Below are 26523 nucleotides of genomic sequence, written 5' to 3'. Positions count from 1 at the left end.
TTTCGATGACGTCATACGTTTGAAACATCCATGTCAGAACGTCGTGCGAGCAGAATCAAGATTAACGATTTGGATCTCCTGCAATGCGCATACTCGTTGCGACCGATGCCTGGCATCCGCAAGTCAACGGCGTGGTCCGGACGCTGACGTCGCTTGCGCGCAGCGCAGCCGGGCTCGGCGCCGAGATCGAATTCCTCACTCCCGACGGTTTCCGCTCGGTCGGCGTGCCGACCTATCCGGGCCTGCGCGTGGCGCTGCCGAACCGCCGCGAGATCGCGCGCCGGATCGAGGAGGCTGCGCCCGAGGCGATCCACATCGCGACCGAAGGGCCGATCGGCTGGGCGGTGCGCGGCTATTGCCAGCGCAACAAGCTCGCCTTCACCACATCCTATACAACGCGCTTCCCGGAATATGTTTCGGTTCGTACCGGCATTCCCGACAGCGTCGGCTATGCGGTGCTGCGCCACTTCCACGCCGCCGGGTCGATGACGATGGTCGCGACCGACTCGCTGCGCAGCGAGCTCGCCGAGCGCGGCTTCCGCAGGCTGGGCTTCTGGACCCGCGGCGTCGACACCAGGATATTCAATCCGGACCAGCCGGCTGTGCTCGATCTGCCGCGGCCGATCTTCATGACCATGGGCCGCGTCGCGGTGGAGAAGAATCTCGACGCCTTCCTGTCGCTGGACCTGCCGGGCTCCAAGGTCGTGGTCGGCGACGGCCCGCAAAGGGCGGCATTGGAACAGAAATATCCCGACGCGATTTTCCTTGGCGAGAAGAAGGGGCAGGATTTGACCTCGCACCTCGCCGCCGCCGACGTCTTCGTGTTCCCGAGCCTGACCGACACCTTCGGCGTCGTGCAGCTCGAGGCTCTGGCCTGCGGCACGCCGGTCGCGGCATTCCCGGTCACCGGCCCGAAGGACGTCATCGCCAACCATCCGATCGGCGCGATCGACAACGACCTGCGCAGCGCCTGCCTGCGCGCGCTGACGATGTCGCGCGCGGACTGCCGCAATTTTGCGTTGGAGCGTTCCTGGGAAAACAGTGCGCGTCAGTTCATCGGCAATCTGGCCACGTTGCAGCCGAGCCGCGCGCCGCGGCCCGCCCGTCGCGTTGCCGGCCGCAGCGCGGTTCCGAATTAACAGCTCAATCGAACGAGAGACGAGAGACGATCTATGGCTGAAATCATCAAGCTGGGTGCCGACCGTTCCATGGACTTCGACCGCGAGACGGTCGAGCAGGCCTATGACCGCTGGGCGCCGATCTACGACCTCGTGTTTGGCGGTGTGTTCAGCAAGGGCCGGCAGGCCGCGATCCAGGCCACCAACAAGATCGGCGGCCGGGTGCTCGAGGTCGGTGTCGGCACCGGCATCTCGCTGCCGCTCTATAGCCAGAACGTCCGCATCTTCGGCACCGACATCTCGGAAGCGATGCTGGAGAAGGCCAAGAAGCGGGTCGCGGAGCGGGGTCTGAAGAATGTCGAGGGCCTCGCGGTGATGGACGCCGAGAAGCTGGAATTCCCCGACAACTCGTTCGACGTGGTGATGGCGCAGTACGTGCTGTCGGCGGTGCCGAACCCGGAAGCCGCGCTCGACGAGTTCGCCCGCGTGGTGCGTCCGGGCGGCGAACTGATCATCCTGACCCGCGTCAGCGCCGATGCCGGCGTGCGCCGCTTCATCGAGCAGAAGCTGCAACCGGTGGTGCGCCCGCTCGGGTTCCGGACCGCCGAATTCGCCTGGTCGCGCTACACCAAATGGCTCGCGGGCGCGCGCGGCATGGAGCTCGCGGAGCGTCGCCTGATTCCGCCGCTCGGCCACTTCTCGCTGGTCCGCTTCCGCAAGGCGGATGTCGCCAAAGCCGCCTGAGGTGGCCCGGCCGGGCGGCCCGGCCCGCCGCACCTCCCGGGTAAGGTAGCGCACAGCGCACCCCAAGCCGGGAGGCTACGATCTCCTTCGCCTGATCCCCGCAGATTTCGTCGGGATGAGGCGAGACCCTGCTCCGGTTGCGTCAAGGCGTCGCTCCGCATTGTCATATGTCATTATGATGATGTCACACGCGATACATCGAATCCCTGTAAATCCTGTTCCGAAAGATGTTGGGGGAACCAATGATCAAGAATTTCCTGCAAGAGCTGCGTACCCAGCGTTGGGATGACCATCGCTTCTACCATCACAGCCGGATCAACCAGAGCCTGCACTTCGTCAGCGCGCTGAGCTTCCTGTTTGCCTATGTGATGCTGTTCTTCGATCCGGTCGTGTCGGCGCTGGTCGGCTGGCTGGTCTCGATGACCTCGCGTCAGGCCGGTCACTTCTTCTTCGAGCCGAAGGGCTACGACCACGTCAACCAGGCGACCCACGAGCACAAGGAAGACATCAAGGTCGGCTACAATCTGCAGCGCAAGGTCGTGCTGATGGCGATCTGGGCGCTGTCGCCGATGGTGCTGTACTTCGATCCGACGCTGTTCGGCCTGTTCAAGCCCTGGGTCACGATGGGCGACTTCACCCGCCAGGTGGCCAAGATCTGGCTCGTGGTCGGCGTCGGCGGCCTCTTGTTCCGCACCATCCATTTGTTCTTCATCCGCGACGTCGAGACCGGCCTCGTCTGGATGACCAAGATCATCACCGACCCCTTCAACGACCTGAAGCTCTATCACAAGGCGCCGCTGTTTCTGATGAAGGGCGAACTGATCGATCCGGGTCTCGAGAAGCACGTCAAGCACGCCTGATCGTTGCTCCCAGCGTCTTCAAACTGCGTCATGCCCGGGCTCGTCCCGGGCATCTACGTTCTTAGGACCACAGCGGATACTTTCTCGTTGAGCCTTTTTGATCCCACGCGCACTTTACCTCGCCCCGCATGCGGGAAGAGCTCGGATCGCGTCAGCGATCCGGGTGAGGGGGGCTCACCGCGAGTCCGTCCATTTCCGATTTTGTGGATGCAGCCCCTCACCCCAGCCCTCTCCCCGCAAGAGCGGGGCGAGGGGGCGGAGGAACAGCGCCAGCCCTCAGCCGCCGAACCTCACGGCGACCATCTCCTTCAGGATCTGCCGCTTGATGTACTTGTTGGTGAGACCGGCCTTGTGCCACCACCAGCCGTCGCGCTTCATCTTCTCGGCTGCCGCGACGAAGCGGTCGCTGACCTCGGCGAAGTCGGCGTCGGTGTAGTTGAGGGTGAAGATCAGGCGGCCGGTGCCGACCCAGCTCAGCGCCAGTCCCTCGGCCCGCAGATAGTATTGCAGCATCCAGTTGTAGCGGGACGGCTCGGTGTAATAGACGGTCCAGATCGACGAGATGTTGCCGACCCGAACCGGAAGGCTGGCGGCTTTGAGCCGGTCGTTGAGCGCCTTGGCACGGCCGTTCCAGGTCTCGTCCAGCCCGTTGTAGATCGAGCGGAAGTTCGGGCTGGCAAGCCGGCTCAGGAACTCGTCCATCGCCGTCATCACATAGGGATGCGAGTTGAAGGTGCCGCGGGCGAAGCAGATGTCGGCCGGGCGGTCGTCGCGGAAGCGCCGCATCAAATCCTTGCGGCCGCACACCACGCCGACCGGAAGCCCGCCGGCCAGGCTCTTGCCGTAGGTCGCCATGTCGGCCTTGACGCCGAAATATTCCTGGGCGCCGCCGGCGGCGAGGCGGAAGCCGACGAACACCTCGTCGAAGATCAGGACGATGCCGCGTTCGGTGCACACCTCGCGCAGCTTCTTCAGCCATTCGGTGTAGGCCGCGCGGTCGTATCTGGAGGAACGCGAGGAGTCGACCAGCGCGGAATCGCCGGGCGCGTTGGAATTCGGATGCAGCGCCTGCAGCGGGTTGACCAGCACGCAGGCGATGTCGTTGCGCGTCCGCAGCACGTGCAGCGTCTTCTCCGACATGTCGGCGAGCGTGAAGGTCTCGTGCGGCGACACCGGATTGCCGACGCCGGGCTGCACGTCGCCCCACCAGCCGTGATAGGCGCCGGCGAAACGCACGAGGCGCTTCCGCTTGGTGTGGTAGCGCGCGAGCCGCACCGCCTGCATCACGGCCTCGGTGCCGGACATATGGAACGAGACCTCATCAAGGCCGGACAGCTCGCACAGCCGTTTGACGTTGTCGGCAATGATCGGGTGGTAGGGGCCGAGCACGGGGCCGAGCGCGTGGGCGCGCTTCTCACCCTCGGCGATGCATTCCTTATAGAAGTCGTTGCCGAAGATGTTGACACCGTAGGAGCCGGTCAGGTCGTAGAACACATTGCCGTCGACGTCGGTGACGGTGACGCCGCTGGAGGCCTCGACGAACGCCGAGGTGCCGAGATGTTCGCGCACCAGGCGGCTGTACTGGAACGGCACGCGGTAGGTTTCGGTGAACTGCAGATCGGAGATGCGCTCCGTCACCTCGGCGGTCAGCGCGCGGCCCTTGGGGTAGCGATCCCCGTAGAGGCCGGCGAGGCGGAAGAAGCCGTCCTGGCGCTGCATCGCGACGTCCTTCGGCGCACCGTCGGAGCGGAAGAAGTCGTCGATGTCGAATTCGTAGTGCGGGACCATCCGCGCAACCATCTTGGACATTTTGGAATGTCCGGTCAGCGAGCGGTGCTTGGCGCGCGACAGCGCGATGCGGGCCTGAATTTTGGGGAAGGCTGCGGCGGCGCCGGCAAGCGCGGCGGCGGACAGCGAGAGAATCGGAAGGGATGTTTCCATGACAGAAGCGCTAGCCTCAGCACCTAACAGATTCATGACAGTCAAGGGCCTGATCTCGGCATTCACCCAGCAGGAAGACCTCAATTTCCTGCTCACCAACCGGATTCCGCGGGCCGCGCTGACCCGTTTCATGGGCTGGTTCTCCAAGGTCGAGAACCCCCTGGTGCGCGACGCCTCGATCGCCTGCTGGAAGCTGTTCTCCGACCTCGATCTGTCGGAGGCCAAGAAGACCGAGTTCAGGAGCCTGCATGACTGCTTCACCCGCGAGCTGAAGCCCGGCCTGCGCCCCGCAGCGGCCGATCCCGCCATTATCGCGAGCCCGTCGGACGCGATCATCGGCGCGCATGGGCGGATCGAGGACGGGCAATTGTTCCAGGTCAAGGGCGCGCCCTATTCGCTGCTTGATCTGGTCGGTGATCCGGCGCTGGTGGAGCAGCACCGGAACGGCCGCTTCGTCACGCTGCGGCTGACCTCGAGCATGTATCACCGCTTCCACGCGCCCTATGATCTTGCCATCGACAAGGTGACGTTCATTCATGGCGACGTCTGGAACGTCAATCCGATCGCGCTAAAGCGGATCGAGCGACTGTTCTGCAAGAATGAGCGCGCGGTGCTGCGCGCCAAGCTTCCAGCCGGCGAGGCGCTGACGCTGGTTCCGGTCGCGGCGATCCTTGTCGCCAGTCTCCGCCTGCATTTCCTCGATATCACGCTGAACGCGCAGTCGCGAGGCCCGGTGGATTTTTCCTGTAACGCGCATGTGAAGAAGGGCGACGAACTCGGCTGGTTCGAACACGGCTCGACGATCATCGTGCTGGCGCCCGGCAATTTCGAATTCTGCGACAACGTCGCGGAGGGAACGCGGATCAAATGCGGCGAACCGTTGCTGCGAAAGCCTGCGATCTGATCTGCGCATCGCGCTCATCGTTTGAGCAGGAAAACCGGCTTCCACTTTTCGAGATCATGCGTAGAATAGCAGGGATCGTCGTGCGACGATCCTAAATCGCAAACCTGATGGACACGAGATGGCGCGGACGCCTGTTCTGGCGGCGGGAGGCATTGTGCTGCGGCGGGAGACACCGCCGCGCTTTGCCGTCGTGCGCCTGCGCAAGCGCAATGAATGGGTGTTGCCGAAAGGCAAGCTCGACGACGGCGAGACGCCGCGCGCCGCTGCCGAGCGCGAGGTGCTGGAGGAAACCGGCCACGACGTCGACGTGCACGAATTCCTCGGCACGCTGGTCTATGATTCAGGCGGCCGATCCAAGGTGGTGCATTACTGGCGCATGGATGCCGGCGGCAAGCCGGTGCGGGCGCTGATGAGCGACATCCGCGAGGTGGACTGGCTGCCGCTCGATGAGGCACTCGAGCGTCTGTCGCGCGGCTATGAGCGCGCGTTCCTGGAAAATGTCGGACCGATCGCGCTGCAGGCCGCGGCGCTCGCCGAGCGCGAGCGGCGCGCACGGGCGAGGGCCGTGGCCGCAGAGCGCCGGCGGATTCGCGGAGTCGCTGTGCCACAGGTCATCGACGAGCAGGAGGTCGCCGACGCGCCTGATGTTGCCGATGCGGCTACGCCGGCGGAGACGCCGGCCATCGATCAGCCGCCGCTGGTGCAAAGCAAACCCGATCCGCCCGGCATGGCGCCGCAAGAGGATCCGGCGGCCGCACCCGATGCAGCTGCCGAGACCGAGCGGGGCGCCGAGACGGTCGTCCCTGAACAAGCGCCGCCATTCGTGCACGAGGTCGTGCCGGCCGCCGCGGCACCTCAGCCCACGCCGCGCAAGAATCTGATCGAACGCGTGCGCGACTGGCTGCGCCGCGCGGCGTGATCACCCGCACATCTGACGTCGGGCCGTTGGCTGCCAGGCGTCAATGTCACGCTGCAAGGCAAGACACTCGGCAAGACGCTTGGGCGAGCCCAGGTCACGCGCCAGAAGCTGTGCCGCATGAACTTCAGCCATGGCACCGCGAACGTCTCCATGCTCCAGCTGGAGGCTGGAGATCTGAAGCCTCAGCCGCACGATCTGAACCCGCCCTTCGATGCTGGACCACAACTGGCGGGCGAGATGAAGGTGCCGCATGGCTGTTTCGTGATCCTGCCGGGAAAGCGCGAGGATCGCCTGTGCTTCGTTGGTGAGCGCGCGGATCGAGGGCATCGGCCAGCGATCCGGACTTCCCGACAGTTCGCAGATCAATGCCTTCGCTCGAACGGTCCGATGCGTGTGCGCGGCAACCAGCGCCAGATGCGCGAGCAGGATTCCGCGTCGCTGCAGCGTCCACCAAGTCTTGCCGATCAGGCTCCGCTCGAGGCTTGCATAGGCGGCTTCCGCTTCGCCTCTCGCGAGCAGCAGCATGGCGCGGCCCGGTTCCGGGCACCAGCCCAGCGTGTAAGCCCTGTCATAGGCTTCGAGCGCTGCGTCGTCATTGCCGATCGCCGCCTGAATATCGCCCAGCACTCGGTTGGCATCGCCAAGAGACCAGGGCGCATCGCTGGTCAGGCGCGCGAGCGCGTCCTGAATGCGCGCCAGCGCTTCGTCGAGCGAGCCTCGGATGCCGAGCACCTCGGAACGGTGCAGCTGGCACGAGCCCGTCAATTCCATGCCGCTGCCCGAGCAGAAGTTCTGGTAGCTCCGCGTCCACTGGTCGGCGCGTGCCCAATCTCCGAACATCCGGGCCGCCCAGAGGATGTTGCAGTAGAGGTTGCCGCCCATGATCGGGTCCAGATTGTTGCTGGACAGGGCAACTGCGGCGGCATGGTCCTGATCGGACAGTCCTCCGTGTGTGTCGCCGAGGCACAGCCGATAGAAGCCGCGATAGGCCAGGCTCAGCGCTTCGATATTGATCGCATCCTTGTATCTGACGGCGGTGTAGGCAGCGTCGGCCAACGCGAGTGCCTGTTCCGGCTCGCCATCGAAAGCAGCCAGCTTCGACTTCATCCATAACACCAGGGCCGTCGTCGGAGGATCGTCGAGCGTTGAAGCCCAATCCTCGGCCCGCGCGAGCCAGCCCTTTCCGATCGCGGCCTGGCCGCTTTCGAAATGCAAAGCCGAGAGTGCTATCGCATCGACCGTGGCGCCTGCGGCGTCACCGGCCTGGCTGCGTGCGCCGACCGCGCGAACCAGAATCGGAATTGCTGCCGTGGCCCTGCCGAGGCACTGCAGGGCAAGCGCCCAATCGTGCAGATCTTCAGGGCTGAGCTGGCCGCTTTCATCCGCGCTCGCGAACAGGGTCGCTGCCTGCAACCACAATTGTCCGGCCGCTGCGCGTCGGGCGAGACCGATTGCACCGACGGTGCCATCGACTTGCTTGGGGGCGATGCGTTCCGGCTGCCGGATCTCGGACTCGAGGAAGAAGCGATAGCCCTTGCCCGGCAGATTTCGGATCGCGCCGTCCATGCCGCCGTGGCGCAGCGCGGCGCGCAACGCACTCACCGCCCGCTGCAGCGAGTTGTCGGTGACCGTCACATCCGGCCAGACGGCTTCGAGGAGTTCTTCCTTGGAGATGACCCGGTCGCGGTGTCGAACCAGATAGATCAGCAGATCGAACACACGCGGCTGCAATGGGACCTCTTGGCGCGCGCACAGCAACACGCGTCCAGCTTCATCAAGCTCGAACAGTCCAAATGAGAATGCCATGTGTATGAGTTGGGGCTCGGCGGAAAAGGTTCAGGCAAGGATCAGACAAAGATCAGGCAATGATCAGTCCGCGGTAAGGACAGTCGGCATCGACAGCGCCTATAGCTCATCGTGGCTCGCCATGAGCGCAGCCTGCTGTTCAACAGCCGCAACCGAGGAGATTTCGATGGAACTCTATGTCATTCGCCGCCCGAGCGCCTGGGCGAACATGAGCGAACTGGAACTCGCCGGCGCAACCTCCGCCAGGATCGGCGACGAGCAGATGCCGGACCGTGTCCGCTGGATCCGCAGCTATGTGGTGCATGAGGCGGATGGTCGCATCGGCACATTCTGCATATACGAGGCGCGTGACGGTGACTCGATCCGGGAGCATGCGCGCTGCGTCGGCATGCCGGGCGAGGAATTCTACAAGGTCGCGGCAACCGTGGTGGTGCGCGGTGATCCGGTCCAACCGCCCATTGCAGCCGAATGACGCCTGCGCTGCGCGGCGTCGCATGGCGTATCCCGACCAAACCTGATCCGGAGCGCCATCACACTTCGATCAAGGAAACAATTATGTCGATTTCATTCATGGAATCCATTTCAAGTCCGGTACGAAGGCATTTTTCCTTCCTGCTTTTGCGGATCCGCCGGATCGTCAATCAATCGGTCGCAGGCATGCTCGCCCATCGCGAGCGGCAGGCCAGTCGCCTGATGCCGCGCGAGGCCGGCGGCCAGTCGAAGGACGTCGGGAACCGCTGCTCACGGCCGATCGGGCGAAGCGCACTGCTCGGGCTTGTGATCGCGGGTTTGTCCTCACCCGTATTCACCCGAGCGGAGGAACCTGTCGTTCGGGAGCATCGTGCAGCTCCGGCGCAGCAGGCCAGCCACGGCTGCAGGCATCGCTCCGACTGGAGCATAGTTGCCGCATCGACCATCCCGGTCCTGCTCGACCGCCGCACGTAGTGCGCAGCACATTTGAAGTCATTGCACCGCTCGACGCCGTTTTGGCGCAACTCGCGGACTCTCGGCGAAGCCGGCGGCCTCGCCGCGAGCCGCATCACATTTCAAAGGAGATGCACATGAACGTTCAGACCGAAATGCCGACCATCGATCTCGCTGCCGTCAAAGCGCGCCAGCAAGCCACCTGGAGTTCGGGCGACTACGCGATCGTCGGCACCACGCTCCAGATCGTCGGCGAGATGCTCTGCGAGGCGGTCGACCTGCGCAGCAATCAAATGGTGCTCGACGTCGCCGCTGGCAACGGCAATGCGACGTTGGCCGCGGCGCGGCGCTTCGCCGACGTGGTCTCGACCGATTACGTCGCGGCGTTGCTCGAGCGCGGCCGCGAGCGGGCGGCCGCGGAGCATCTGCCCGTCACGTTCCAGGAAGCGGACGCGGAGAAGCTGCCGTTTGCCGACGCCAGCTTCGATGTCGTGCTGTCGACCTTCGGTGTCATGTTCACCGCCGATCAGCAGCAGGCGGCGAATGAACTGCGCCGCGTCTGCCGCATCGGCGGCAAGATCGGCCTCGCAAGCTGGACGCCGGAAGGCTTCATCGGCCAGCTGTTCAAGACCATCGGGAAGTATGTGCCGCCGGCGCCGGGCGTGAAGTCTCCCGCGCTGTGGGGCACCGAGGCGCATCTCGGCGCCTTGTTCGGCCCGCAGGCGACGCTTGATGCAAGGCGCAGGCACTTCAATTTCCGTTACAGGTCGCGCGAGCATTTCCTCGAGATCTTCCGCACCTATTACGGGCCGGTGCTGAAGGCGTTCGGAGCGATCGATCCGGTCAAGCAGCAATTGCTCGCCGCCGACACGTTCAGCCTGATGGACCAGTTCAATATCGCCAGGGACGGCACGCTGGTGATCCCGAGCGAATATCTGGAGGCCGTGATCACCAGGCGCGGCTGACCTGCCGCTCGCCATTGGTCGATCTGTGTATGGCGCCGGCGTAACTCGCCGGCGCCATTCGCTCGTTTGATCGACATTGCTGCGATCGCTCGGTTACTGGCGCTTGTCCCTGGGCGGAGGCTTCCCGCCGCGCGGCGGAGGCGGCGCGCGCCGTTGCTGGAAGCCGGGCCGCGCCTGCACCGCGGGCCGTTGCATGCCCGGACGCACGCCCGGTGCGGCTTGCTGGATACCGGGTCGCATCTGGCCGGGCGCCTGCGGCACAGGCTGCGCGGTGCCTTGTCGCGGCGCGCCCGGTTGACCCGGCTGGGGCGCTGGTTGTCCTGGTTGGCGCACGCCGCCCGGGGCCTGGGTGCGGCCGGGCTGCAGACCGCCTTGCCGAGCCGGCGATTGTTGTCCGCCGGGTTGCGTCGTGCCGCCTTGGCGCGCGGGCTCTTGCGTGGGGGCTTGGCGCGTTGGCTGTTGTCCCGCCGGCTGTTGTCCGGCTGGCGTCTGGACGCCGGGCGCGTGCGGTAGCGTCGCGCCGCCGGGTTGGCCGGGCAGCGCATGCTGTGCGCCGCCTTGCTGCCGCGTGCTGGGTTGCTGCTGCGAACCTTGCCGGCCAGGCGTGCCCGGTTGCTGCCCGGGACGGTTCGGCTGGCCGGGCTGCTGCATCTGGCCCGGACGATTCTGCTGACCCGGCTGCTGCGGGGCGTTGCGGTTCTGGCCCGGCAGGCCGTTCTGGCGCTGCGGGTTCGGCTGCACCGGCTGGCCGCGGTTCGGATAGGGCGCTGCCGGATTGGCCCTGCGGAAGTCGGGATTGGCGCGGCGGAAGTCGCGCTGCTCGGTCACGACCTGACGGCCCAGCGTCTGCGCGCTATGGACCTGGCGCACAAAGCCCTGGTCGCGCGTGATCTGTTGCGGCGAGATCGTCAGCGGCACCGCGGCGAAGCGGGCGCCGCCGGTGCCCGGACGAATCGCAAAGCCGCTCGCGCCGCGCGTCAGCACGCCGAGCGAGGCGCCGCTGCGGTCGTTGACCTCGATGCGGCCGACATGTCCGTCGGCGTCGGGATAGAGCTTGATGCCGACATTCCTGCTGGTCGCGGTGGCGCCTTCGGGCACCTCGACGAGGCCGGTGGTGCCGCGGATGCCGAGCGTCGCGGTCGGGGTCGAGATCTTCATGTCGCCGGTCTTGGCGACCGCGGCGGCAACGAAGGCCGCCGTTCCCTTGGTGACGTTGAACAGCGCGCTGTTCTGCGGGCCGCCGTCCTCATAGACGTAATTGTCGATCGTGATCCGGGCATTGGCGCGCAGGTTGAAGGTGGTGCCGTCGTTGAAGGTGATGCCGAGCGAGGAGGTCGCTGATGTCGCGACCTCGTCATTGGCGAAGATGTCGTCGCGGATCTGCAGCGGCGTCGCGGTGTTGTTGCGCGTGACGGTCGCGGTTCCTGTCAGTGTTGCCACGTTGCCGATCGGCTCGGGCGCTGCGGGCTGCGCACTCGCGGCCGGCGCCGGCGTTGCAGGCGCGGGTGTTGCGGGAGCAGGCGTAGCCGGCGTCGCGCTCGGCGCCGGGGCGGGCGCCTGTGCAGGCTGCGCCTGTGCGAGCTGCGTCAAGCCCGGTGCGGCATTGGCCGTTGGTTGCCAACCGATCGTGACGCCGGCGCCAAGCAGAAGCGCAAAGAGAAAGCTGCGGCGCATCGCCATCGATTCCCGGGGGAGGCAGTGGGGACGGCAATTGAGCCGCGTCAGGCTGAATGCCGGATGAACGATTCCGCCTTGTTGTCATGGCGGACCGAAACGATCAAGCACCGCGCTCCGTTGTCGGAAGCGCGGTGCCTGGTCGCTGTTGGGGTTTTGCTTAGCCGCGCTTGTGAGGAGTGATATTGAGCGGTTTCGCCGGCTTGGCCGCGGGCGCATAATTCGCGGGTTGCGCAGCCGCCGGCGGCACGTAGTGGAACACCGCCTTGCAGCCGTCGCTGAGCAGCGCGCGCTGGCGGACCATGCAGGCGGTGACGCGATCGACGTCGGGAATTTCCGAGCTGCACAGCCGCATGGCGTCGCTGGTGCACATCTGCTGCTGCTCGTCGGTGTAGGCATAGGACGCCGAGGTCAGCAGACCAAGCGTGAACGCGGTTGCCGCCAGCAGTTTGCCGTGACGAAGCGCGGAAGCGGTGAAAGCCATCATGTCCCCCTTGTGATCGCGCCGAAGCAGCGCGTTGTCGAAGCCATCACTAGGCAGGCTTGGTTTCGGCAATTCTTCGTCGCCGGGGCAAAATGGTTTCGTCGCGCGGGCCGTCTGTTTCGTCGACCACACCCCCGTCGGGGGCTACGGCGCCGCGGGCGCCGGTGCCCCTTCGAGCGCGAGCACAGCCTCGCGCTGGGCCTCCGGCATGGCGCGGATGCGGCGCCTCGCGGTGAGGCGGAGCGCGGCAAAGCCGCCGAGGAACACCACGATCTTGCTCACGATGCCGAAGATCGGCATCACGACGGCCCATGTCGTGATCTCGCAGGTCAGCGCGACGAAGGCGTTCACACCGGCGGAGACGAACATCAGGGCGGCCCAGGCGTAGCCGACCTTGACGGCGACATCGGGCACGACCTTCTGCGCGATCCCGGGCAGATAGCGGTTGAGCCAGCCGGGTTTGAGCATCACGACTCCGACGATGGCGTAGATCACGCTCGGCTTGAACAGTACGAAGCGCGGGTCGTGGGTCAGCAGCGTGGCGGTGCCTGCAGTGACGACCAGGAACAGGCTGAGCCATTCCATGGTGTCGATCCGCTTGCCGCGCACCTTCTGGACGCCGATCTGCGCGACGCCGAATGCGATGCCGAGGCCGACCGCGAGCGCGGTGTTGTGCGTCAGCAGGAACAGAACAAGAAAGACAAGGGTCGACGCCAGGTCGAGCGCCAGCAGCCTGGCCGCGGTGAGGAAGTGCTTCATTGGTTGCCAGTCGCCCGCGGTTCAATTCATTTTCGACAATGCGGCTCTTATAGCGGGTCCGGCGACCCACATGAAGCAACCGCCGGGCAGATACAAACCATTGCCTGAAGGGCGACTCGCATCACTCACCCCGCCGTTGCACGGCGCACCCCTGCACGCGCGTCGCATTCGAGCCCCTCATCGCAATCGTCGAACTGTAGTTGTGGTGGAGTGAACGCAAAACAGCAAAGCGCCCGGCGGGGGCGGCCGCCGGGCGCTGAACTCATGCCTGTCGAATGTCCTAGAACACGCCGAGAATAATGGCGCCGACGAAGGCTAACGCGATGTACGCGGCCACAATGCTCAGCTTGCTCAGCAGAGGACTCGCGAAATCCATTGGGGAAACTCCCTCGGTTCACAACGCTGCCTGCATTAACGTCAAAGCTAGCAAGGGGTTCCCGGCCGAAAAAGTCAGGCTTGTTGTCAGGCTCGCGATTCGCGGCAATGCCGCGTTGCGATGCGGCTCAAATGGCCGCCGAATCAAGGCGTTGACGCGCCGCAAATATATTCAGCGGCGGTGCCGGTTCCGGACGCCGATAGCAGTACCGCTTGGATGTCCGTCGGTTGCTCCCTGTGTCGTTGCGCCGCAAGGCAGCATCGTCATTTGTTGTGCGCCTGTCACAAACCATACCCAGATTGCCGCCGGAATGACCGGGGCTCTACCCCGGTAATAAGTACCTGGGGGCGTTACGTGAAATCTGAGTTTCTGAGCCGCGCAAGCCGGCTTGCGCTGGCTATTTCTGCGACTTCCTTGGGGTTCTCCTGTCCGGCACTGGCCGCAAGCTTCAGCACTCCTCCCAACAGCACGACGGCGCAGACCGTCTCCAACAATGATACCGGCTCGGTCGCCGCCGGCAGCAGCCTGTCGGTGACGGGCACCGCGATCACCTGGATCACCGGCCTGTCGTCGCCCGGCGTCGTCATCACCAACAACGGCACCATCTCGGCGACGTCGCGCGGCATCGACACCTCGAGCAGCGCCATCAACGGCAATCTCACGCTGATCAACAATGCCGGCGCGCTCTTCACCGCGTCCAATGATGCATTCCGGATCAATGGCGGCCTGAGCAGCGGGTCGGTCACCGTCGACAATGCCGGCACCATCCAGTCGACGGGCAACGGCCGCGTCTTCGACTTCGTCAACGCGACGTCGAACACCACCGTGTTCTCGATCACCAACCGGAGCGGCGGCACCATCAAGTCATCAGGCAGCGACGTGATGCGGATCGGCGGCGGAACCACCACGATCACAAATTCCGGCCTGATCGACGCGACCAATACGGCAGGGTCTCGCGCGATCCGCGCCACCACCAATCTCAACAACGTGATCTCGCTGTCGGTCGTCAACAATGCGGGCGCGACGATCCAGTCGGCGGACGACGCCATCCAGATCAACGGCGCGTCGGGCAGCAACAGCACGACCGCGGCCAGGTTCTCGGTCGACAATGCCGGCACCATCAAATCGGCGACCGGCCAGGCGATCGACTTCGACAATCTCACCTCGACCGCCGCGAGCGTCCACATCACCAACCGCGCGACCGGCCTGATCACCGCGGCCAATGCGGACGCGATCCGTCCGGGCGAAAACTTCACGATCGACAATTACGGCCAGATCATCGCCAATGGCACGATCGATCCCGCAACCGGCCGGCCCAGCGCCGATGCGATCGATCTTCAGGGCGGCCACAACGGCACCGTCAACAACTATGCCGGCGGCCTGATCTCGGGTGCCAAGAACGGCACCGCGGGCGATGCCGGCACCATCACGGTCAACAATTTTGCCGGCGCAACCATCATCGGCCGCAACGGTGCGGGCGTCGGCGGCGGCAATGCCATCGTCACCAATTACGGCACCATTACCGGGGCGATCGACGGCGTGTCGACGCGCAGCGATGGCGACGGCATCGATATCGACAATGTCCTGACGCTGACCAATTACGGCATCGTGCAGGGCACCGGCGCGACCGGCGCCGATGACGGCGGCCGCTTCAACAACAGCGAAGGCCTTGCGATCGGCGGCGGCACCATCCGCAACTACGGCACCATCAGCGGCGCCGCGGCGGGCATCGTCGTCAACAACGATTCAAATCCGGACCATTCGCGCAGCGGATCGGCGGCGCTCGACCTGATCAACTATGCCGGCGCCACCATCGTCGGCAACAACAGCTACGCGATCCGCTCCGAGAACAAGACCGGCAATGCCGCCGTCGACAACGACAGGATCGTCAACTACGGCACCATCATCGGCAACGGCACGATGCCCGATCCCAACGGCGTCACGCTGCTGCAGAACGGCACGCCCGATACCGGCTCGGTCGGTACGCTGAACGGCGTGACCTACACCGGTACCGGTTCGACCCGCTTCATCCGGGGCGACGGCGCGGCGATCCAGACCGGGGAGGGCGCCGACGTGCTGTCGAACTACGGCACCATCATCGGCAATACCGGGCGCGCGATCAGCATGGAAGGCGGCGACGACACGCTCAATCTCTATGGCGGCTCGACCATCACCGGCCGGATCGATGGCGGCGTCGGTACCGACACGCTCAACCTGTTCGGGCCGGGCTCGGGCACGCTCTCGAATGTGATCAATTTCGAGGTGCTCAACGTGCAGGGCGGCGTCTGGACCGTGACCGACGCGCAGAGCTACCAGAACGGCGCCAACATCGGCTCTGGCGCGACGCTGCTGGTCAATGGCTCGCTTGGCAATGCCGTGACCGTCAATGCCGGCGGCACGCTCGGCGGCAATGGCAGCGTCGGCAATGTCCTGGTCAATGGCGGCACGCTGTCGCCGGGCAATTCGATCGGCACGCTCACGGTGCAGGGCAGCCTGACCTTCACCGCAGCATCGACCTATCTGGTCGAAGTGTCGGCCGCGGCGTCCGATCGCACCAACGTGACAGGTGCGGCAACGCTCGGCGGCGCCACGGTCAGCGCGTCCTTCACCGGCACCACGTTCCAGAAGCAGTACACCATCCTCAACGCGGCCGGCGGTGTCAGCGGCCATTTTGCCGGGCCGGTCAACAGCAATTTGCCATCGAACTTCATCTCCAGCCTGAGCTACGACGCCAACAACGTCTATCTCAATCTGGCGCTGAATTTTGCTGCAACCGCCAAGCTCAACGGCAATCAGGCCGCTGTCGGCAATGCGATCAGCAACGCCTTCAACAGCAGCGGCAGCATTTCCGCCGCGTTCGGCGCGCTGACGCCGGCCGGGCTGACACAGGCGTCGGGCGAACTCGGCACCGGCTCGCAGCAGACCACGTTCGACGCCATGAACATGTTCCTCGGCGTCATGACGGATCCCTTCACCGAAGGGCGCGGCGGCGTGCCTGCAAATGGCGGCACGCCGCTATTCGCTGGTGACACCATGAGCTACGCATCGACCGGCATGTCGCGTGCGAATGGCGCGCGCGACGCCTATGCCGCCATCTATCGGAAGGCGCCGCCGCTGCAGCAGACGTTCGAGCAGCGCTGGAGCGTCTGGGCGGCGGGCTTCGGTGGCGGGCAGAGCACTGATGGCGGCACCGCCGTCGGATCGAATTCGACGACGAGCCGCATTTTCGGTGTGGCCGTCGGCGCCGACTACCGGATCTCGCCCGACACGATTGCCGGCTTTGCACTCGCCGGCGGCGGCACCAATTTCACCGTGGCCAATGCACTCGGCGGCGGACGCTCCGACCTGTTCCAGGCCGGCGCCTTCATCCGTCATGGATTCGGGCCGGCCTATCTGCTGGGTGCGCTGGCCTATGGCTGGCAGGACGTCACCACCGATCGCACGGTGACGATCGCCGGCATCGACCGGCTGCGCGCGCAATTCAACGCCAATGCGCTGTCGGGCCGGATCGAAGGCGGCTATCGCTTCATCACGCCGTGGTCGCTGGCGCTGACGCCCTATGTCGCCGGACAGTTCACGACCTACGATCTGCCGTCCTATGCCGAGCAGGTGCTGTCGGGATCGAGCGCGTTCGCGACGGCCTATGGCGCCAAGACTGTCACCGCCACGCGCAGCGAACTCGGCGTCCGCAGCGATCGCTCGATCGCGTTGCAGGATGGCATCCTCAGCCTGCGCGGCCGACTTGCCTGGGCGCACGACTACAACACCGATCGCAGCGTTGCCGCGACATTCCAGACGCTGCCGGGCGCGTCCTTCGTGGTCAACGGCGCGGCGCCGGCGAGCGATGCGGTGCTCACCACCGCGAGCGCGGCGATGAACTGGACCAGCGGCTGGTCGGCGGCGCTCACCTTCGAAGGCGAGTTCTCCGACGTCACGTCGTCCTATGGCGGCAAGGGTGTCGTTCGCTACACGTGGTGATGGCGATCATTCTCGGCAGGGCGCGTGTCGCCCTGCCGGGTTCCGCCGCATGGTTAAGGACAGCTGAAAACAACGCATCGAAATGCGTTGAAGAGTCTTTAATCAAATTCGCAGAACCTCCGCGCCATGACGCGTGGAGTTCGTTTGTATCTCGTCGGCTCCCTTGTCCTTGTATCGCTGGCTGGTTGCGGCCGCGGTCTGTTTCAGACCGCCGAGCGCGAACCGTGGCGGGCCGAGGCCGAGGCCGCATGCCTGAAGTCGGGCGCGGTCAAGGAGAGCGCCGACCTCGTCCGCATTGATCCGATCTCCGGTCCCGGCGTTTGCGGCGCCGAGTTCCCGCTCAAGGTCGCCGCGCTCGGTGAAGCCAGTTCGGCTTACGGATTTGCCGACGACAGCCTGCGGCCGCCGGCATCGGTCGGCAACCAGCCGCGGTGGCCGATCAACCGCCAGCCGTCTCCGCCGCAAGCGCAGGCGCCATATTCCAATCAGGCCGTCGGCCAGCCGAGCTATGGCAACGAGCCGAGCTATGGCGGCCGTCAGAATGGGCCGGTCTCGCTGTCGGCGCCCGGCGTTCCGCCACAGCAGGACGAGATCGATTTGCCATCGGAAGGCTCGCCCGACGCCAGGGGCGAGCGACCTTATTATCCGGGCCTGCCATCCAATACGCAGCGCGACAGCGCGGCCGCGCCCTATTCACCGGCGCCGTATTCCCAGCAGCCGCCCGGCGCGCCACCGCCGCCGCGGCTCGGTCCCTCGAGCGGCAATCCGGTGGTGACGGTCGGCCCCGTCGCAGTGAAGCCGGCGGCAACGCTGGCGTGTCCGATCGTCTCGGTGCTCGAGCGCTGGCTCGCCGATTCCGTGCAGCCGGCGGCGCAGCGCTGGTTCGGCGCGCGCGTCGTCGAGATCAAGCAGATCTCGGCCTATTCCTGCCGCGGTATGAACGGCAACTCGCACGCGCATATTTCCGAGCACGCCTTCGGCAACGCGCTCGACATCGCAGCCTTCACGCTGGCCGACGGGCGCCGTATCACCGTGAAGGATGGCTGGAAGGGCCTGCCGGAAGAGCAGGGCTTTCTGCGCGATGTCCAGGCCGCCGCCTGCCAGCAATTCACCACGGTGCTGGCGCCGGGGTCCAACGTCTATCACTACGACCACATCCATGTGGACCTGATGCGCCGGGCCAGCCGGCGCCTGATCTGTCAGCCCGCCGCCGTCTCGGGCGAAGAGGTCGCGGCGCGTGCCGGCGGCCGTAACCCCTATGCAACGCGCGAACCTTATGTCACAGGATCGCTCGGCGGCAGAAAGCCGGCCCCGCGCGGTAAAGCGGGGGTCAACGAAGAAGACGAATTCGCCGACGAATAGGGACGCGTCTGATACCCGTATTTTTACTGGGTGACACCGTGCAAACGGTAGCCACTTTTGTTGCATATGCTCGCTGAGTCGGGCGCACCCGGCTGATTGTTTGGGGGATAGCTTTGCAAGACGCGCCGATCATTCTCGTCATCGAAGACGATCGTGATCTTCAGATGATGGTGGAGGACGCCCTGAGGGACGGCGGCTATGAGCCGGCGATCGCAGGTTCGGGCGAGGAAGCCCTGACGCTGCTGAAGGCGTTCCGCACCAAATACTCAGCACTGGTCACCGACATTCGCCTGCTCGGCCGGCTCGACGGCTGGCGTGTGGCGCGCGGCGCCCGCGAGATCGATCCGTCATTCCCGGTGCTCTACATCACCGGCGGCGGCGGCGATGAGTGGCCGACCAGGGGCGTGCCGGACAGTGTGTTGCTCAACAAGCCGTTCTCGCCCGATGAACTGGTTGCGGCCGTGGCGAAGCTGCTTGAGAATGCCGCATAGGCCGCAGCGATTGATCGCCGCCGCGAAACCGGCGATCCGGAGGTTGTACGGGGCAAACGTGTCTTCCAGGCCGGCATGAATGACTTCGCACAGTCGATCACGGCGGCAGCTTCCCTGATAGCCGGTCGCGATCCGGTCCTGCTTGGGATCGTCGCATTGTCGTTGCGGGTCAGCCTGCTGGCGAGCCTGCTCGCGCTTCTGATCGGCGCGCCGATCGGCGGCTGGCTTGCGATATCGAGGTTTCGCGGACGGCAGGTGGTGATCGTGCTCGCCAATGCCTGTCTCGGCCTGCCGCCGGTCGTGGTCGGCCTCGGGCTTTATCTCCTGCTGTCGCGATCCGGACCGCTGGGCTTCGCCGGGCTGTTGTTCACGCCGACGGCGATGGTGGTGGCGCAGGTCATCCTGGCGACGCCGATCGTGGTTGCGCTGGTGCATCGCCCGGTCGCGCTGCTGTGGGCGGAATATGCCGACTTGATCCGCACCGACGGCCTGTCGCGCCTGCGCAGCCTTGCGCTGGTGTTCTCGCTTGGCCGCGCCTCGCTGCTCACCGCGTTCCTCGCCGCCTTCGGCCGCGCCATCGCGGAGGTCGGCGCCATCATCATCGTGGGCGGCAATATCAGCGGCTATACGCGAACGATGACGACCGCGATTGCGCTCGAGACCAGCAAGGGCGAGCTGGCGCTCGGCCTCGGGCTCGGCGTGATCCTGCTTGCGCTGAGCGTGAGCGTCAGCACGATCGCGTTTCTGCTAGTGCGCGGCGTTGGGGAAAAATAGCTGCTCGCCGCCGACCTTGTAGCCGGCGATGGCCGACTGCCCGGCCTGCGAGACCAGCCAGTCGATGAAGGCCTGGCCGTCCGCGGCCTTCACCGTCGGGTGCTTGGCCGGATTGACCAGCATCACGCCGTACTGGTTGAACAGCCGCCGGTCGCCTTCGGTCAGCACGGCGAGCTCGCCGCGGTTCTTGAACGACAGCCAGGTGCCGCGGTCGGACAGCACATAGGCATTCGACGCGGATGCCATGTTGAGCGCCGGACCCATGCCCTGGCCGATCTCGCGATACCACTGGCCCTTCGCTGAGCCGAGATCGACGCCGGCAGCTTTCCAGAGTCGTAGCTCGGCCTCGTGCGTGCCGGAGCGGTCGCCGCGCGAGATGAAGGCCGAACTGGTCGCGGCGATCTTGCGCAGGGCATCCGCGACATCCTTGTCGCCGGCGATATGCGCCGGATCGGCCTTCGGGCCGACGATGACGAAATCGTTGTACATCACGTCATAGCGTTTGGTCGCAAAGCCCTCGGCCAGGAACTTCTCTTCGGCCACGCGATCATGCACGAACACGACATCGGCATCGCCGCGCCGTCCGATGTCGAGCGCCTGTCCGGTGCCGACCGCGACCACCTTCACGGTAATGCCCGAGGCCTCCGAGAACCGCGGCAGCAGATAGCCGAACAGGCCGGACTGTTCGGTCGATGTCGTCGAGGCGACGGTGATGGACCGGGTCTGCGCGAGCGCGGGGCCGGCGAACAGCAGCACGGCGGCGATGACGAGGTGTCGAAGGAGGGATGTCATGTGGTCAACACTTGATAAAGGACGGCGGTCACCATGCCCCAATTGATCCCGTGACGCAAAGCGGGCGGATAGCGCCGCGCCTGCGACACCGCGCAGCAGGCCGGATCTCGCGCCGCGCGATCGCCCATGATCTGGCGACACTTATTCCATCCTTACATCATGCTGCGGTATGGCCCCTCGAATTCATATGTCCACCGGTCCATTTTCCCGACGAACAAGCTCGCCAGCAGGGCTCCCTGGAGGCAAAGATGACGACCTATCGCGCTTATATCGTCGGACGGCACAGCCGATCCATCGGCGTGGTCAACATGGATTGCAGCGACGACGATCAGGCCATTACCTCGGCCGGCCGTCTTGTGGACGGCCATGATATCGAGCTGTGGCAGATGGACCGGCCCGTCGCCAGGTTCGACGCCTGCTCGAAGCAGGTGTTCCGGAAGTAGTGCGACACTGCGCGGCAGGCCGGGTGTCGCGCCGCGCAATCTCTGATGATAGACATGGAGCATGATCCGGAAAAGTGCGAAGCGGTTTTCCGAAAGAATCATGCTCAAACAATAGCGTCAGCTTGGTCATCAACAGGGATATCGGTCATGGCTTTGGAGAAGGTCGCGCTCGTCACCGCGGGCGGCAGCGGCATGGGAGCGGCGGCGGCGCGGCGCCTCGCGGCCGACGGTTTCCGCGTTGCGATCCTGTCGTCGTCGGGCAAGGGCGAGGCGCTGGCGAAGGAGCTCGGCGGCCTCGGCTTCACCGGCTCGAACCGTTCCAACGATGATCTGAAAAGCGCCGTCGACGGCGTGATGGCGCGCTGGGGCCGCATCGATGCGCTGGTCAACAGCGCCGGCCACGGCCCGCGCGCGGGTGTGCTCGAACTGACCGACGAGCAGTGGCACACCGGTCTCGACGTCTATCTGATGAACGTGATCCGCCCGACGCGTCTCGTCGCGCCTCACATGCAGGCGCAGAAGTCGGGCGCGATCGTCAACATCTCCACCGCCTGGGCGTTCGAGCCGAGCGCGATGTTTCCGACCTCGGCGGTGTTCCGCGCCGGGCTCGCCGCGTTCACCAAACTGTTCACCGACAGCTACGCCGCCAGCAATGTGCGCATGAACAACGTGCTGCCGGGCTGGATCGACAGCCTGCCGGCAACCGACGAGCGCCGCGACAGCGTGCCGATGAAGCGCTACGGCAAGGCGGAAGAAATCGCCGCCACCATCAGCTTCCTCGTCTCCGACGGCGCGGGCTACATCACCGGCCAGAACATCCGCGTCGATGGCGGCCTGACGCGGTCGATTTGAGGCAACTGGTAAACCGTCATCTTCAAGGCAAGTGAGCTTGTGACTCACAAGCGGCACCAGATGTTCGCTGTCGTCCCGGCGAAAGCCGGGACCCATAACCACCGATAGTCATCGTTGCGCGTCGATGGAACGACGAGTCCCGTCCACAACATCCGCCGCGGAGTATGGGTCCCGGCTTTCGCCGGGACGACATCAAAGTGTGCGGCGCCGTTCGTACCCGCTGCGTCGCCACAACTTACGTCACCACTTGCGTCTATGCGCTGCGCGGCGCGCTCCAGGCCGCGGGCGTCACAATTGCGGCGACCTCTGATTGCGTTTGTCGTGATGACAAACTGAAGGCTCGAGGCTAGCCTTCCGTCAAATCAAAACATACGGGAGGAATGGCATGCCAGACGCAGCAGTTGCAGCACGCGCTTCAGACTCCACGCAGAGCGGAACCACGCAACAGGTCGACGTTGCGGTGGTCGGCGCCGGCTTCGCCGGACTGTACTTGCTGCATCGGTTGCGCAAGGCGGGCTTCTCGGCGGTCGCGCTCGAAGAGGGCGCCGACGTCGGCGGCACCTGGTACTGGAATCGTTATCCCGGCGCGCGCTGCGACATCCAGACCATCGACTACAGCTACACCTTCGATCCCGAGCTCGATCAGGCCTGGACCTGGTCGGAGAAATACGCGACCCAGCCGGAAATCCTGCGCTATCTCGGCTTCGTCGCCGACCGCTACGATCTGCGCCGCGACATCAGGTTCGGCACCAAGGTGACGCAGGCGACCTGGAATGATGCGACCTCGCGCTGGCAGATCTCGACCAACAACGGCGCCGACGTCTCGTGCCGCTACTACATCATGGCGACCGGCTGTCTGTCCTCGCCGAAGCCGCCGGAGATCGACGGCGTCAAGGACTTCAAGGGCGAGATCTATTTCACCGGCCGCTGGCCGCATCAGGGCGTCGATCTCAAGGGCAAGCGCGTTGCCGTGATCGGCACCGGATCGTCGGGCATTCAGTCGATTCCTTTGATCGCCGAGCAGGCCGCGCAACTCACCGTGTTCCAGCGCACCCCGAACTTCGCGCTGCCTGCGGGCAACGGCCCGGCGCCGGAGGATCGCAAGACCTATTTCGAGGGCGACCGCGCCGCCTATCGCGAGCAGGCGCGCTGGTCGATGGCCGGCGTGCCCTATCCGCAGCAGACCGTGGTGAGCTGGCAGTTGAGCGATGCCGAGCGCCGCGAGCGGTTCGAGAAGGCGTGGGCGGCGGGCGACCTCGTCCACATCCTGACCCAGCTCTGGGCCGACCAGGCGGTCGATGTCGACGGCAACAGACTGGTTGCCGATCTGATCCGCGAGAAGATCGGCGCTGTGGTCAAGGATCCGGAGACGGCGGCGGCGCTGGCCCCGCATGATCATCCGTTCGGCGCCAAGCGTCCCTGTCTCGATACCAACTACTACGCGACCTACAACCGTCCGAACGTGACGCTGGTGAATCTGCGGCAGGAGCCGATCAAGGGGATCACCGCCAGCGGCATTTTCACCAACGGACGCAAGTTCGACGTCGACGTCATCGTGTTTGCCACCGGCTTCGACGCGATGACCGGCGCGATCATGGCGGTGCATCCGATCTCCGGCCGCGGCGGCAAGTCGCTATCGGATGTCTGGGCGCACGGACCGCAGACCTATCTCGGCGTCACCGTCGCGGGCTTCCCCAATCTGTTCATGATCACCGGTCCCGGCAGCCCGTCGGTGCTGTCGAACATGGCTGTCTCGATCGAGCAGCATGTCGATTGGGTGGTGGAGCGGATCGCCGCGCTGCGCGACGCCGGCTTCACCACGATGGAAGCGACCGAGACCGCGCAGACCGGCTGGGAACGGCACATGGCCGACTGCGCGACGCTGACGCTGCACCGGCTCGCCAACACCTGGTACACGGGCGCCAACGTGCCCGGTAAGCCGCAGGGCGTGATGCCCTATACGGGCGGCGTCGGCCCGTATCGCAGCATCTGCAACGAGGTGGTCGGCCGCGGCATGCTCGGCTTCAAGCTCTCGGGTCCCGGCGTTGCCGAGCAATGCAATGACGGCGAGATCGTGCGCTTGCAGCCGGATGTGCGGCTGGTGCTGAACCTGCTCGGCGAGATGAACCTGCCGCCGCTCGAGACGATGGGGGCGCAGGGCGCACGCGACTTTCTCACCGAGTTCAACAAGGGCCGTCCCTTTGGCCGCCCGGTCGGCGAGGTCGGCAGCGGCATGCTGCAGGGGGCGGACGGTCCGCTGCCGTACAAGCTCTACCGGCCGGCGACGCCGGGGCCGCATCCGATCGTGGTGTATTTCCACGGCGGCGGCTGGGTGCTCGGCGACGAGATGTCCGACGATCCGTTCTGCCGCGACCTGTGCCGGCGCACCGGCATGATCGTCGTCAGCGTCGGCTATCGCCACGCGCCCGAACATCGCTTCCCGGCCGCGGCCGAGGACGGTTTTGCCGCGACGCGCTGGATCGCGGCCCATAGCGCCGAACTCGGCGGCAGGGCAGGGCCGCTGCTGGTCGCGGGCTGGAGTGCCGGCGGCAACATCGCGGCCGTCACCTGCCAGCTCGCGCGCGATCGCGGCGGGCCCGAGATCGCGGGCCAGCTCCTGATCTGTCCGGTCACCGATTCCACATTCGACCGGCCGTCCTATGTCGACAACGCGACCGGCTATTTCCTGACCCGCGGGCTGATGTACTGGTTCTGGGACCTGTACTGCTCGCCGGCCGATCGCACCGACCCGCGCGTCGCGCCGCTGCGCGGCAAGCTCGAAGGCCTGCCGCCCGCATTCATCGCGACCAGCGAGTTCGATCCGTTGCGCGACGAGGGCATCGCCTATGGCGACGCGCTCGCCAAGGCCGGCGTCAAGGTCGAGCAGCTCAAGGCGCAGGGTCACTTCCACTCGTCGTTCGTGATGGTCGACGTCATCATCACCGGCGTTGCCGGCCGCGTGAAGATGGCGAAGGCGCTGCGGCGCTTCGCCGGCCTGCCCGAGGAGGTCGAGCAGGACAACGTCGCTACGCCGGAGGTCAACGCAGCGGCGAACTAGATCGGGTTCGAATTGCAGCCGCGCTCCCTCTCCCGCTTGCGGGCACTTGCGGGGGGGGGCGCGTTGCGAAAATATCGAAAACAACCCCATGCAAAGGAGCCGGCGGTGGCGGGCGTTCGACCGAGCCACTTGACACGCCGGGCAACTCACGGATATATTTCTAACATTCCGAAATCGCAAAAGCGCACGACTCGCCCCACGGGCCTATGGCTCTAGCACCGGTGTTTCCGCGCCGTCATGGCCGGGCTTGTCCCGGCCATCGACGTCTTTCGTGGAAACCAAGACGTGGATGCCCGGCACAAGGCCGGGCATGACGAGTTTGTGGAGCTATCGAGCCCAAATGCGATTGCCCCTGCTCGCAAGCGGGGGAGGTGCAGCAGTCTGCCGCGAGACCTTTCAACCTGGCGACATCTCGCGCTAACCGAGCTCGAACGTCGTGACGCCGAACACGCGATCGATCCGCAATGGCGGGATCGTGCCGGTATACATCCGCGCGGTCTCGAACACCTGCGACCGCCCGAGGCCTTGCGCCAGCGCGACGGCGTCGCGGTTGACCGCGGGGACATCGAGGAAGACCTCGCCGCTGCCCGCGCTCGCGAGCAATGCCGCGAGAACGGCCTCGGCGCCGGCACGGTCATCGGCAATGAGCGGACCGATCTTGCGGCCGCTCCGGCAGGGACGGATCACGCCCCAGCCGGCCAGCTTGCCGTCGCGCATCAGCGCGCGCCCGACATGTCCTGACGTGTTGATCCAGGCGCGCAGGAAGGCCGGTCGCGGTGCGGGAAACACCGTGGCGTCATCGGCCTCGATCAGCGCCATCGGCAGATCGGTCAGCGCGACGGTGCCGTCGCTCGGCGCGGATGGTGCGGCGACAGTGCCGCCATAGCGCACATTGGCGTAAGCGAGCGCGAAGCCGGACTTCTGGTAGTTCGCCTGCTGCGCCACCACGCCGTCGAGCCCGATCACGCGTGGGCGCGCATGCGCGATGGCCGCATTCCAGATCTTCAGGCCATGGCCGCGGCCGCGCAGATCCGGACGCACGATGTAGAAGCCGAGGAAGGCGAACTGCGCGCCGTAATTGACGCAGGAGATCACTGCGGCAGGCTCGCCATCGAGCTCGCCGATGAAGAAGCCCTGCGGGTCCTCGGCGGCAAAGCAGGGCGCATCGGCGAGACCGGGATTCCATCCCTCCGCCGCGGCCCAATCCACCGCGAGCGCGATCTCGTCAGGTCGCATATGCCGGATGCCGAGGTCATTCATGGATAAGCGTTCTCGCATTGTCGCCGCAAGCGCGATGAT

General features: G+C 65.5%; 21 protein-coding genes and 1 pseudogene. 15 read left to right on the top strand and 7 right to left on the bottom strand.

Going from position 1 to position 26523, the window contains the following annotated elements; translation table 11 throughout:
• The first annotated feature begins 83 nt into the window (after nucleotides 1–83).
• The 3 genes from QA639_RS31565 (at nucleotide 84) to QA639_RS31555 (ending at nucleotide 2722) form a co-directional block, all read left to right on the top strand.
• Nucleotides 84–1139: a glycosyltransferase family 4 protein gene (locus QA639_RS31565; RefSeq protein WP_028332589.1), complete on the top strand. Its 1056-nt coding sequence runs from the start codon at nucleotides 84–86 to the stop codon at nucleotides 1137–1139.
• Nucleotides 1140–1172: 33 nt separating this feature from the next.
• Nucleotides 1173–1862: a class I SAM-dependent methyltransferase gene (locus QA639_RS31560; RefSeq protein WP_028332588.1), complete on the top strand. Its 690-nt coding sequence runs from the start codon at nucleotides 1173–1175 to the stop codon at nucleotides 1860–1862.
• 242 nt (nucleotides 1863–2104) lie between these two features.
• The gene (locus QA639_RS31555) at nucleotides 2105–2722 is read left to right on the top strand and encodes a hypothetical protein (protein ID WP_016841638.1); all 618 of its coding nucleotides are present in this window, start codon (nucleotides 2105–2107) and stop codon (nucleotides 2720–2722) included.
• A 276-nt stretch (nucleotides 2723–2998) separates the two neighbouring features.
• Here QA639_RS31555 and QA639_RS31550 read toward each other — a convergent pair whose 3' ends face one another.
• On the bottom strand, nucleotides 2999–4663 hold the full coding sequence (locus QA639_RS31550; protein WP_157346214.1) for an aminotransferase class III-fold pyridoxal phosphate-dependent enzyme: 1665 nt from the start codon (nucleotides 4661–4663) through the stop codon (nucleotides 2999–3001).
• A gap of 34 nt (nucleotides 4664–4697) precedes the next feature.
• On the opposite strand from QA639_RS31550, the gene asd reads away from it, so the two are divergent.
• Nucleotides 4698–5567: an archaetidylserine decarboxylase gene (gene asd / locus QA639_RS31545; RefSeq protein WP_028332585.1), complete on the top strand. Its 870-nt coding sequence runs from the start codon at nucleotides 4698–4700 to the stop codon at nucleotides 5565–5567.
• A gap of 118 nt (nucleotides 5568–5685) precedes the next feature.
• A pseudogene (locus QA639_RS41805) lies at nucleotides 5686–6102 on the top strand (NUDIX hydrolase); the annotation flags it as partial.
• Nucleotides 6103–6486: 384 nt separating this feature from the next.
• Here QA639_RS41805 and QA639_RS31535 read toward each other — a convergent pair.
• On the bottom strand, nucleotides 6487–8292 hold the full coding sequence (locus QA639_RS31535; RefSeq protein WP_028332583.1) for a winged helix-turn-helix domain-containing protein: 1806 nt from the start codon (nucleotides 8290–8292) through the stop codon (nucleotides 6487–6489).
• Nucleotides 8293–8458: 166 nt separating this feature from the next.
• Between QA639_RS31535 and QA639_RS31530 the strand changes: the two genes are divergently transcribed.
• The 3 genes from QA639_RS31530 (at nucleotide 8459) to QA639_RS31520 (ending at nucleotide 10181) form a co-directional block, all read left to right on the top strand.
• Nucleotides 8459–8764 carry a nickel-binding protein gene (locus tag QA639_RS31530; RefSeq protein ID WP_028332582.1) on the top strand — a complete coding sequence of 102 codons (306 nt, stop codon included), beginning with the start codon at nucleotides 8459–8461 and terminating at the stop codon, nucleotides 8762–8764.
• Entirely contained in the window at nucleotides 8761–9237 is a 477-nt protein-coding gene (locus tag QA639_RS31525) for a hypothetical protein (protein ID WP_028332581.1), read from the top strand. The genes QA639_RS31530 and QA639_RS31525 overlap by 4 nt, the downstream gene beginning before the upstream one ends.
• Nucleotides 9238–9353: 116 nt before the next feature.
• Entirely contained in the window at nucleotides 9354–10181 is an 828-nt protein-coding gene (locus tag QA639_RS31520; RefSeq protein WP_028332580.1) for a class I SAM-dependent methyltransferase, read from the top strand.
• Between the two features lie 93 nt (nucleotides 10182–10274).
• Here QA639_RS31520 and QA639_RS31515 read toward each other — a convergent pair whose 3' ends face one another.
• The 3 genes from QA639_RS31515 to QA639_RS31505 all read right to left on the bottom strand — a co-directional run bounded on the left by QA639_RS31515 (nucleotide 10275) and on the right by QA639_RS31505 (nucleotide 13098).
• Complete coding sequence (locus tag QA639_RS31515) at nucleotides 10275–11861, bottom strand: FecR domain-containing protein (protein WP_283087997.1); 1587 nt, start codon at nucleotides 11859–11861, stop codon at nucleotides 10275–10277.
• Between the two features lie 154 nt (nucleotides 11862–12015).
• Nucleotides 12016–12342 carry a hypothetical protein gene (locus QA639_RS31510; RefSeq protein ID WP_063616519.1) on the bottom strand — a complete coding sequence of 109 codons (327 nt, stop codon included), beginning with the start codon at nucleotides 12340–12342 and terminating at the stop codon, nucleotides 12016–12018.
• 141 nt (nucleotides 12343–12483) lie between these two features.
• A complete protein-coding gene (locus QA639_RS31505) occupies nucleotides 12484–13098 on the bottom strand; it encodes an inner membrane-spanning protein YciB (protein WP_157346200.1) in 615 nt (204 codons plus the stop codon).
• Nucleotides 13099–13828: 730 nt separating this feature from the next.
• On the opposite strand from QA639_RS31505, the gene QA639_RS31500 reads away from it, so the two are divergent.
• The 4 genes from QA639_RS31500 (at nucleotide 13829) to QA639_RS31485 (ending at nucleotide 20079) form a co-directional block, all read left to right on the top strand.
• Nucleotides 13829–17452 carry an autotransporter domain-containing protein gene (locus tag QA639_RS31500; RefSeq protein WP_283087996.1) on the top strand — a complete coding sequence of 1208 codons (3624 nt, stop codon included), beginning with the start codon at nucleotides 13829–13831 and terminating at the stop codon, nucleotides 17450–17452.
• 126 nt (nucleotides 17453–17578) lie between these two features.
• Nucleotides 17579–18814 (top strand): extensin-like domain-containing protein, encoded by a 1236-nt coding sequence (locus tag QA639_RS31495; protein ID WP_028332576.1) that lies wholly within the window; start codon nucleotides 17579–17581, stop codon nucleotides 18812–18814.
• A gap of 113 nt (nucleotides 18815–18927) precedes the next feature.
• Entirely contained in the window at nucleotides 18928–19305 is a 378-nt protein-coding gene (locus QA639_RS31490; protein ID WP_016845813.1) for a response regulator, read from the top strand.
• Nucleotides 19306–19380: 75 nt separating this feature from the next.
• Complete coding sequence (locus QA639_RS31485) at nucleotides 19381–20079, top strand: ABC transporter permease (protein WP_016845814.1); 699 nt, start codon at nucleotides 19381–19383, stop codon at nucleotides 20077–20079.
• On the opposite strand, the gene QA639_RS31480 is transcribed toward QA639_RS31485, so the two are convergent.
• Nucleotides 20053–20871 carry an ABC transporter substrate-binding protein gene (locus tag QA639_RS31480; protein WP_283087995.1) on the bottom strand — a complete coding sequence of 273 codons (819 nt, stop codon included), beginning with the start codon at nucleotides 20869–20871 and terminating at the stop codon, nucleotides 20053–20055. The two genes, QA639_RS31485 and QA639_RS31480, sit on opposite strands and share 27 nt — an antisense overlap.
• 248 nt (nucleotides 20872–21119) lie before the next feature.
• On the opposite strand from QA639_RS31480, the gene QA639_RS31475 reads away from it, so the two are divergent.
• The 3 genes from QA639_RS31475 (at nucleotide 21120) to QA639_RS31465 (ending at nucleotide 25224) form a co-directional block, all read left to right on the top strand.
• Nucleotides 21120–21314 (top strand): hypothetical protein, encoded by a 195-nt coding sequence (locus QA639_RS31475; RefSeq protein WP_038377246.1) that lies wholly within the window; start codon nucleotides 21120–21122, stop codon nucleotides 21312–21314.
• 147 nt (nucleotides 21315–21461) lie between these two features.
• Nucleotides 21462–22166, top strand: coding sequence for an SDR family oxidoreductase (locus QA639_RS31470; protein WP_283087994.1), 705 nt, complete (start codon nucleotides 21462–21464; stop codon nucleotides 22164–22166).
• Nucleotides 22167–22551: 385 nt separating this feature from the next.
• Complete coding sequence (locus QA639_RS31465) at nucleotides 22552–25224, top strand: flavin-containing monooxygenase (protein ID WP_283087993.1); 2673 nt, start codon at nucleotides 22552–22554, stop codon at nucleotides 25222–25224.
• A 417-nt stretch (nucleotides 25225–25641) separates the two neighbouring features.
• Here the strand turns inward: QA639_RS31465 and QA639_RS31460 are convergent, their stop codons facing one another.
• Nucleotides 25642–26484 carry a GNAT family N-acetyltransferase gene (locus QA639_RS31460; RefSeq protein ID WP_283087992.1) on the bottom strand — a complete coding sequence of 281 codons (843 nt, stop codon included), beginning with the start codon at nucleotides 26482–26484 and terminating at the stop codon, nucleotides 25642–25644.
• Nucleotides 26485–26523: the final 39 nt, after the last annotated feature.

The sequence above is a fragment of the Bradyrhizobium pachyrhizi genome (genome assembly GCF_029714545.1).
GTDB classification, from domain to species: domain Bacteria; phylum Pseudomonadota; class Alphaproteobacteria; order Rhizobiales; family Xanthobacteraceae; genus Bradyrhizobium; species Bradyrhizobium pachyrhizi.
The sequence above is the reverse complement of the archived record's forward strand: the minus strand, read 5'-3'. Positions and strand labels throughout refer to the sequence as shown.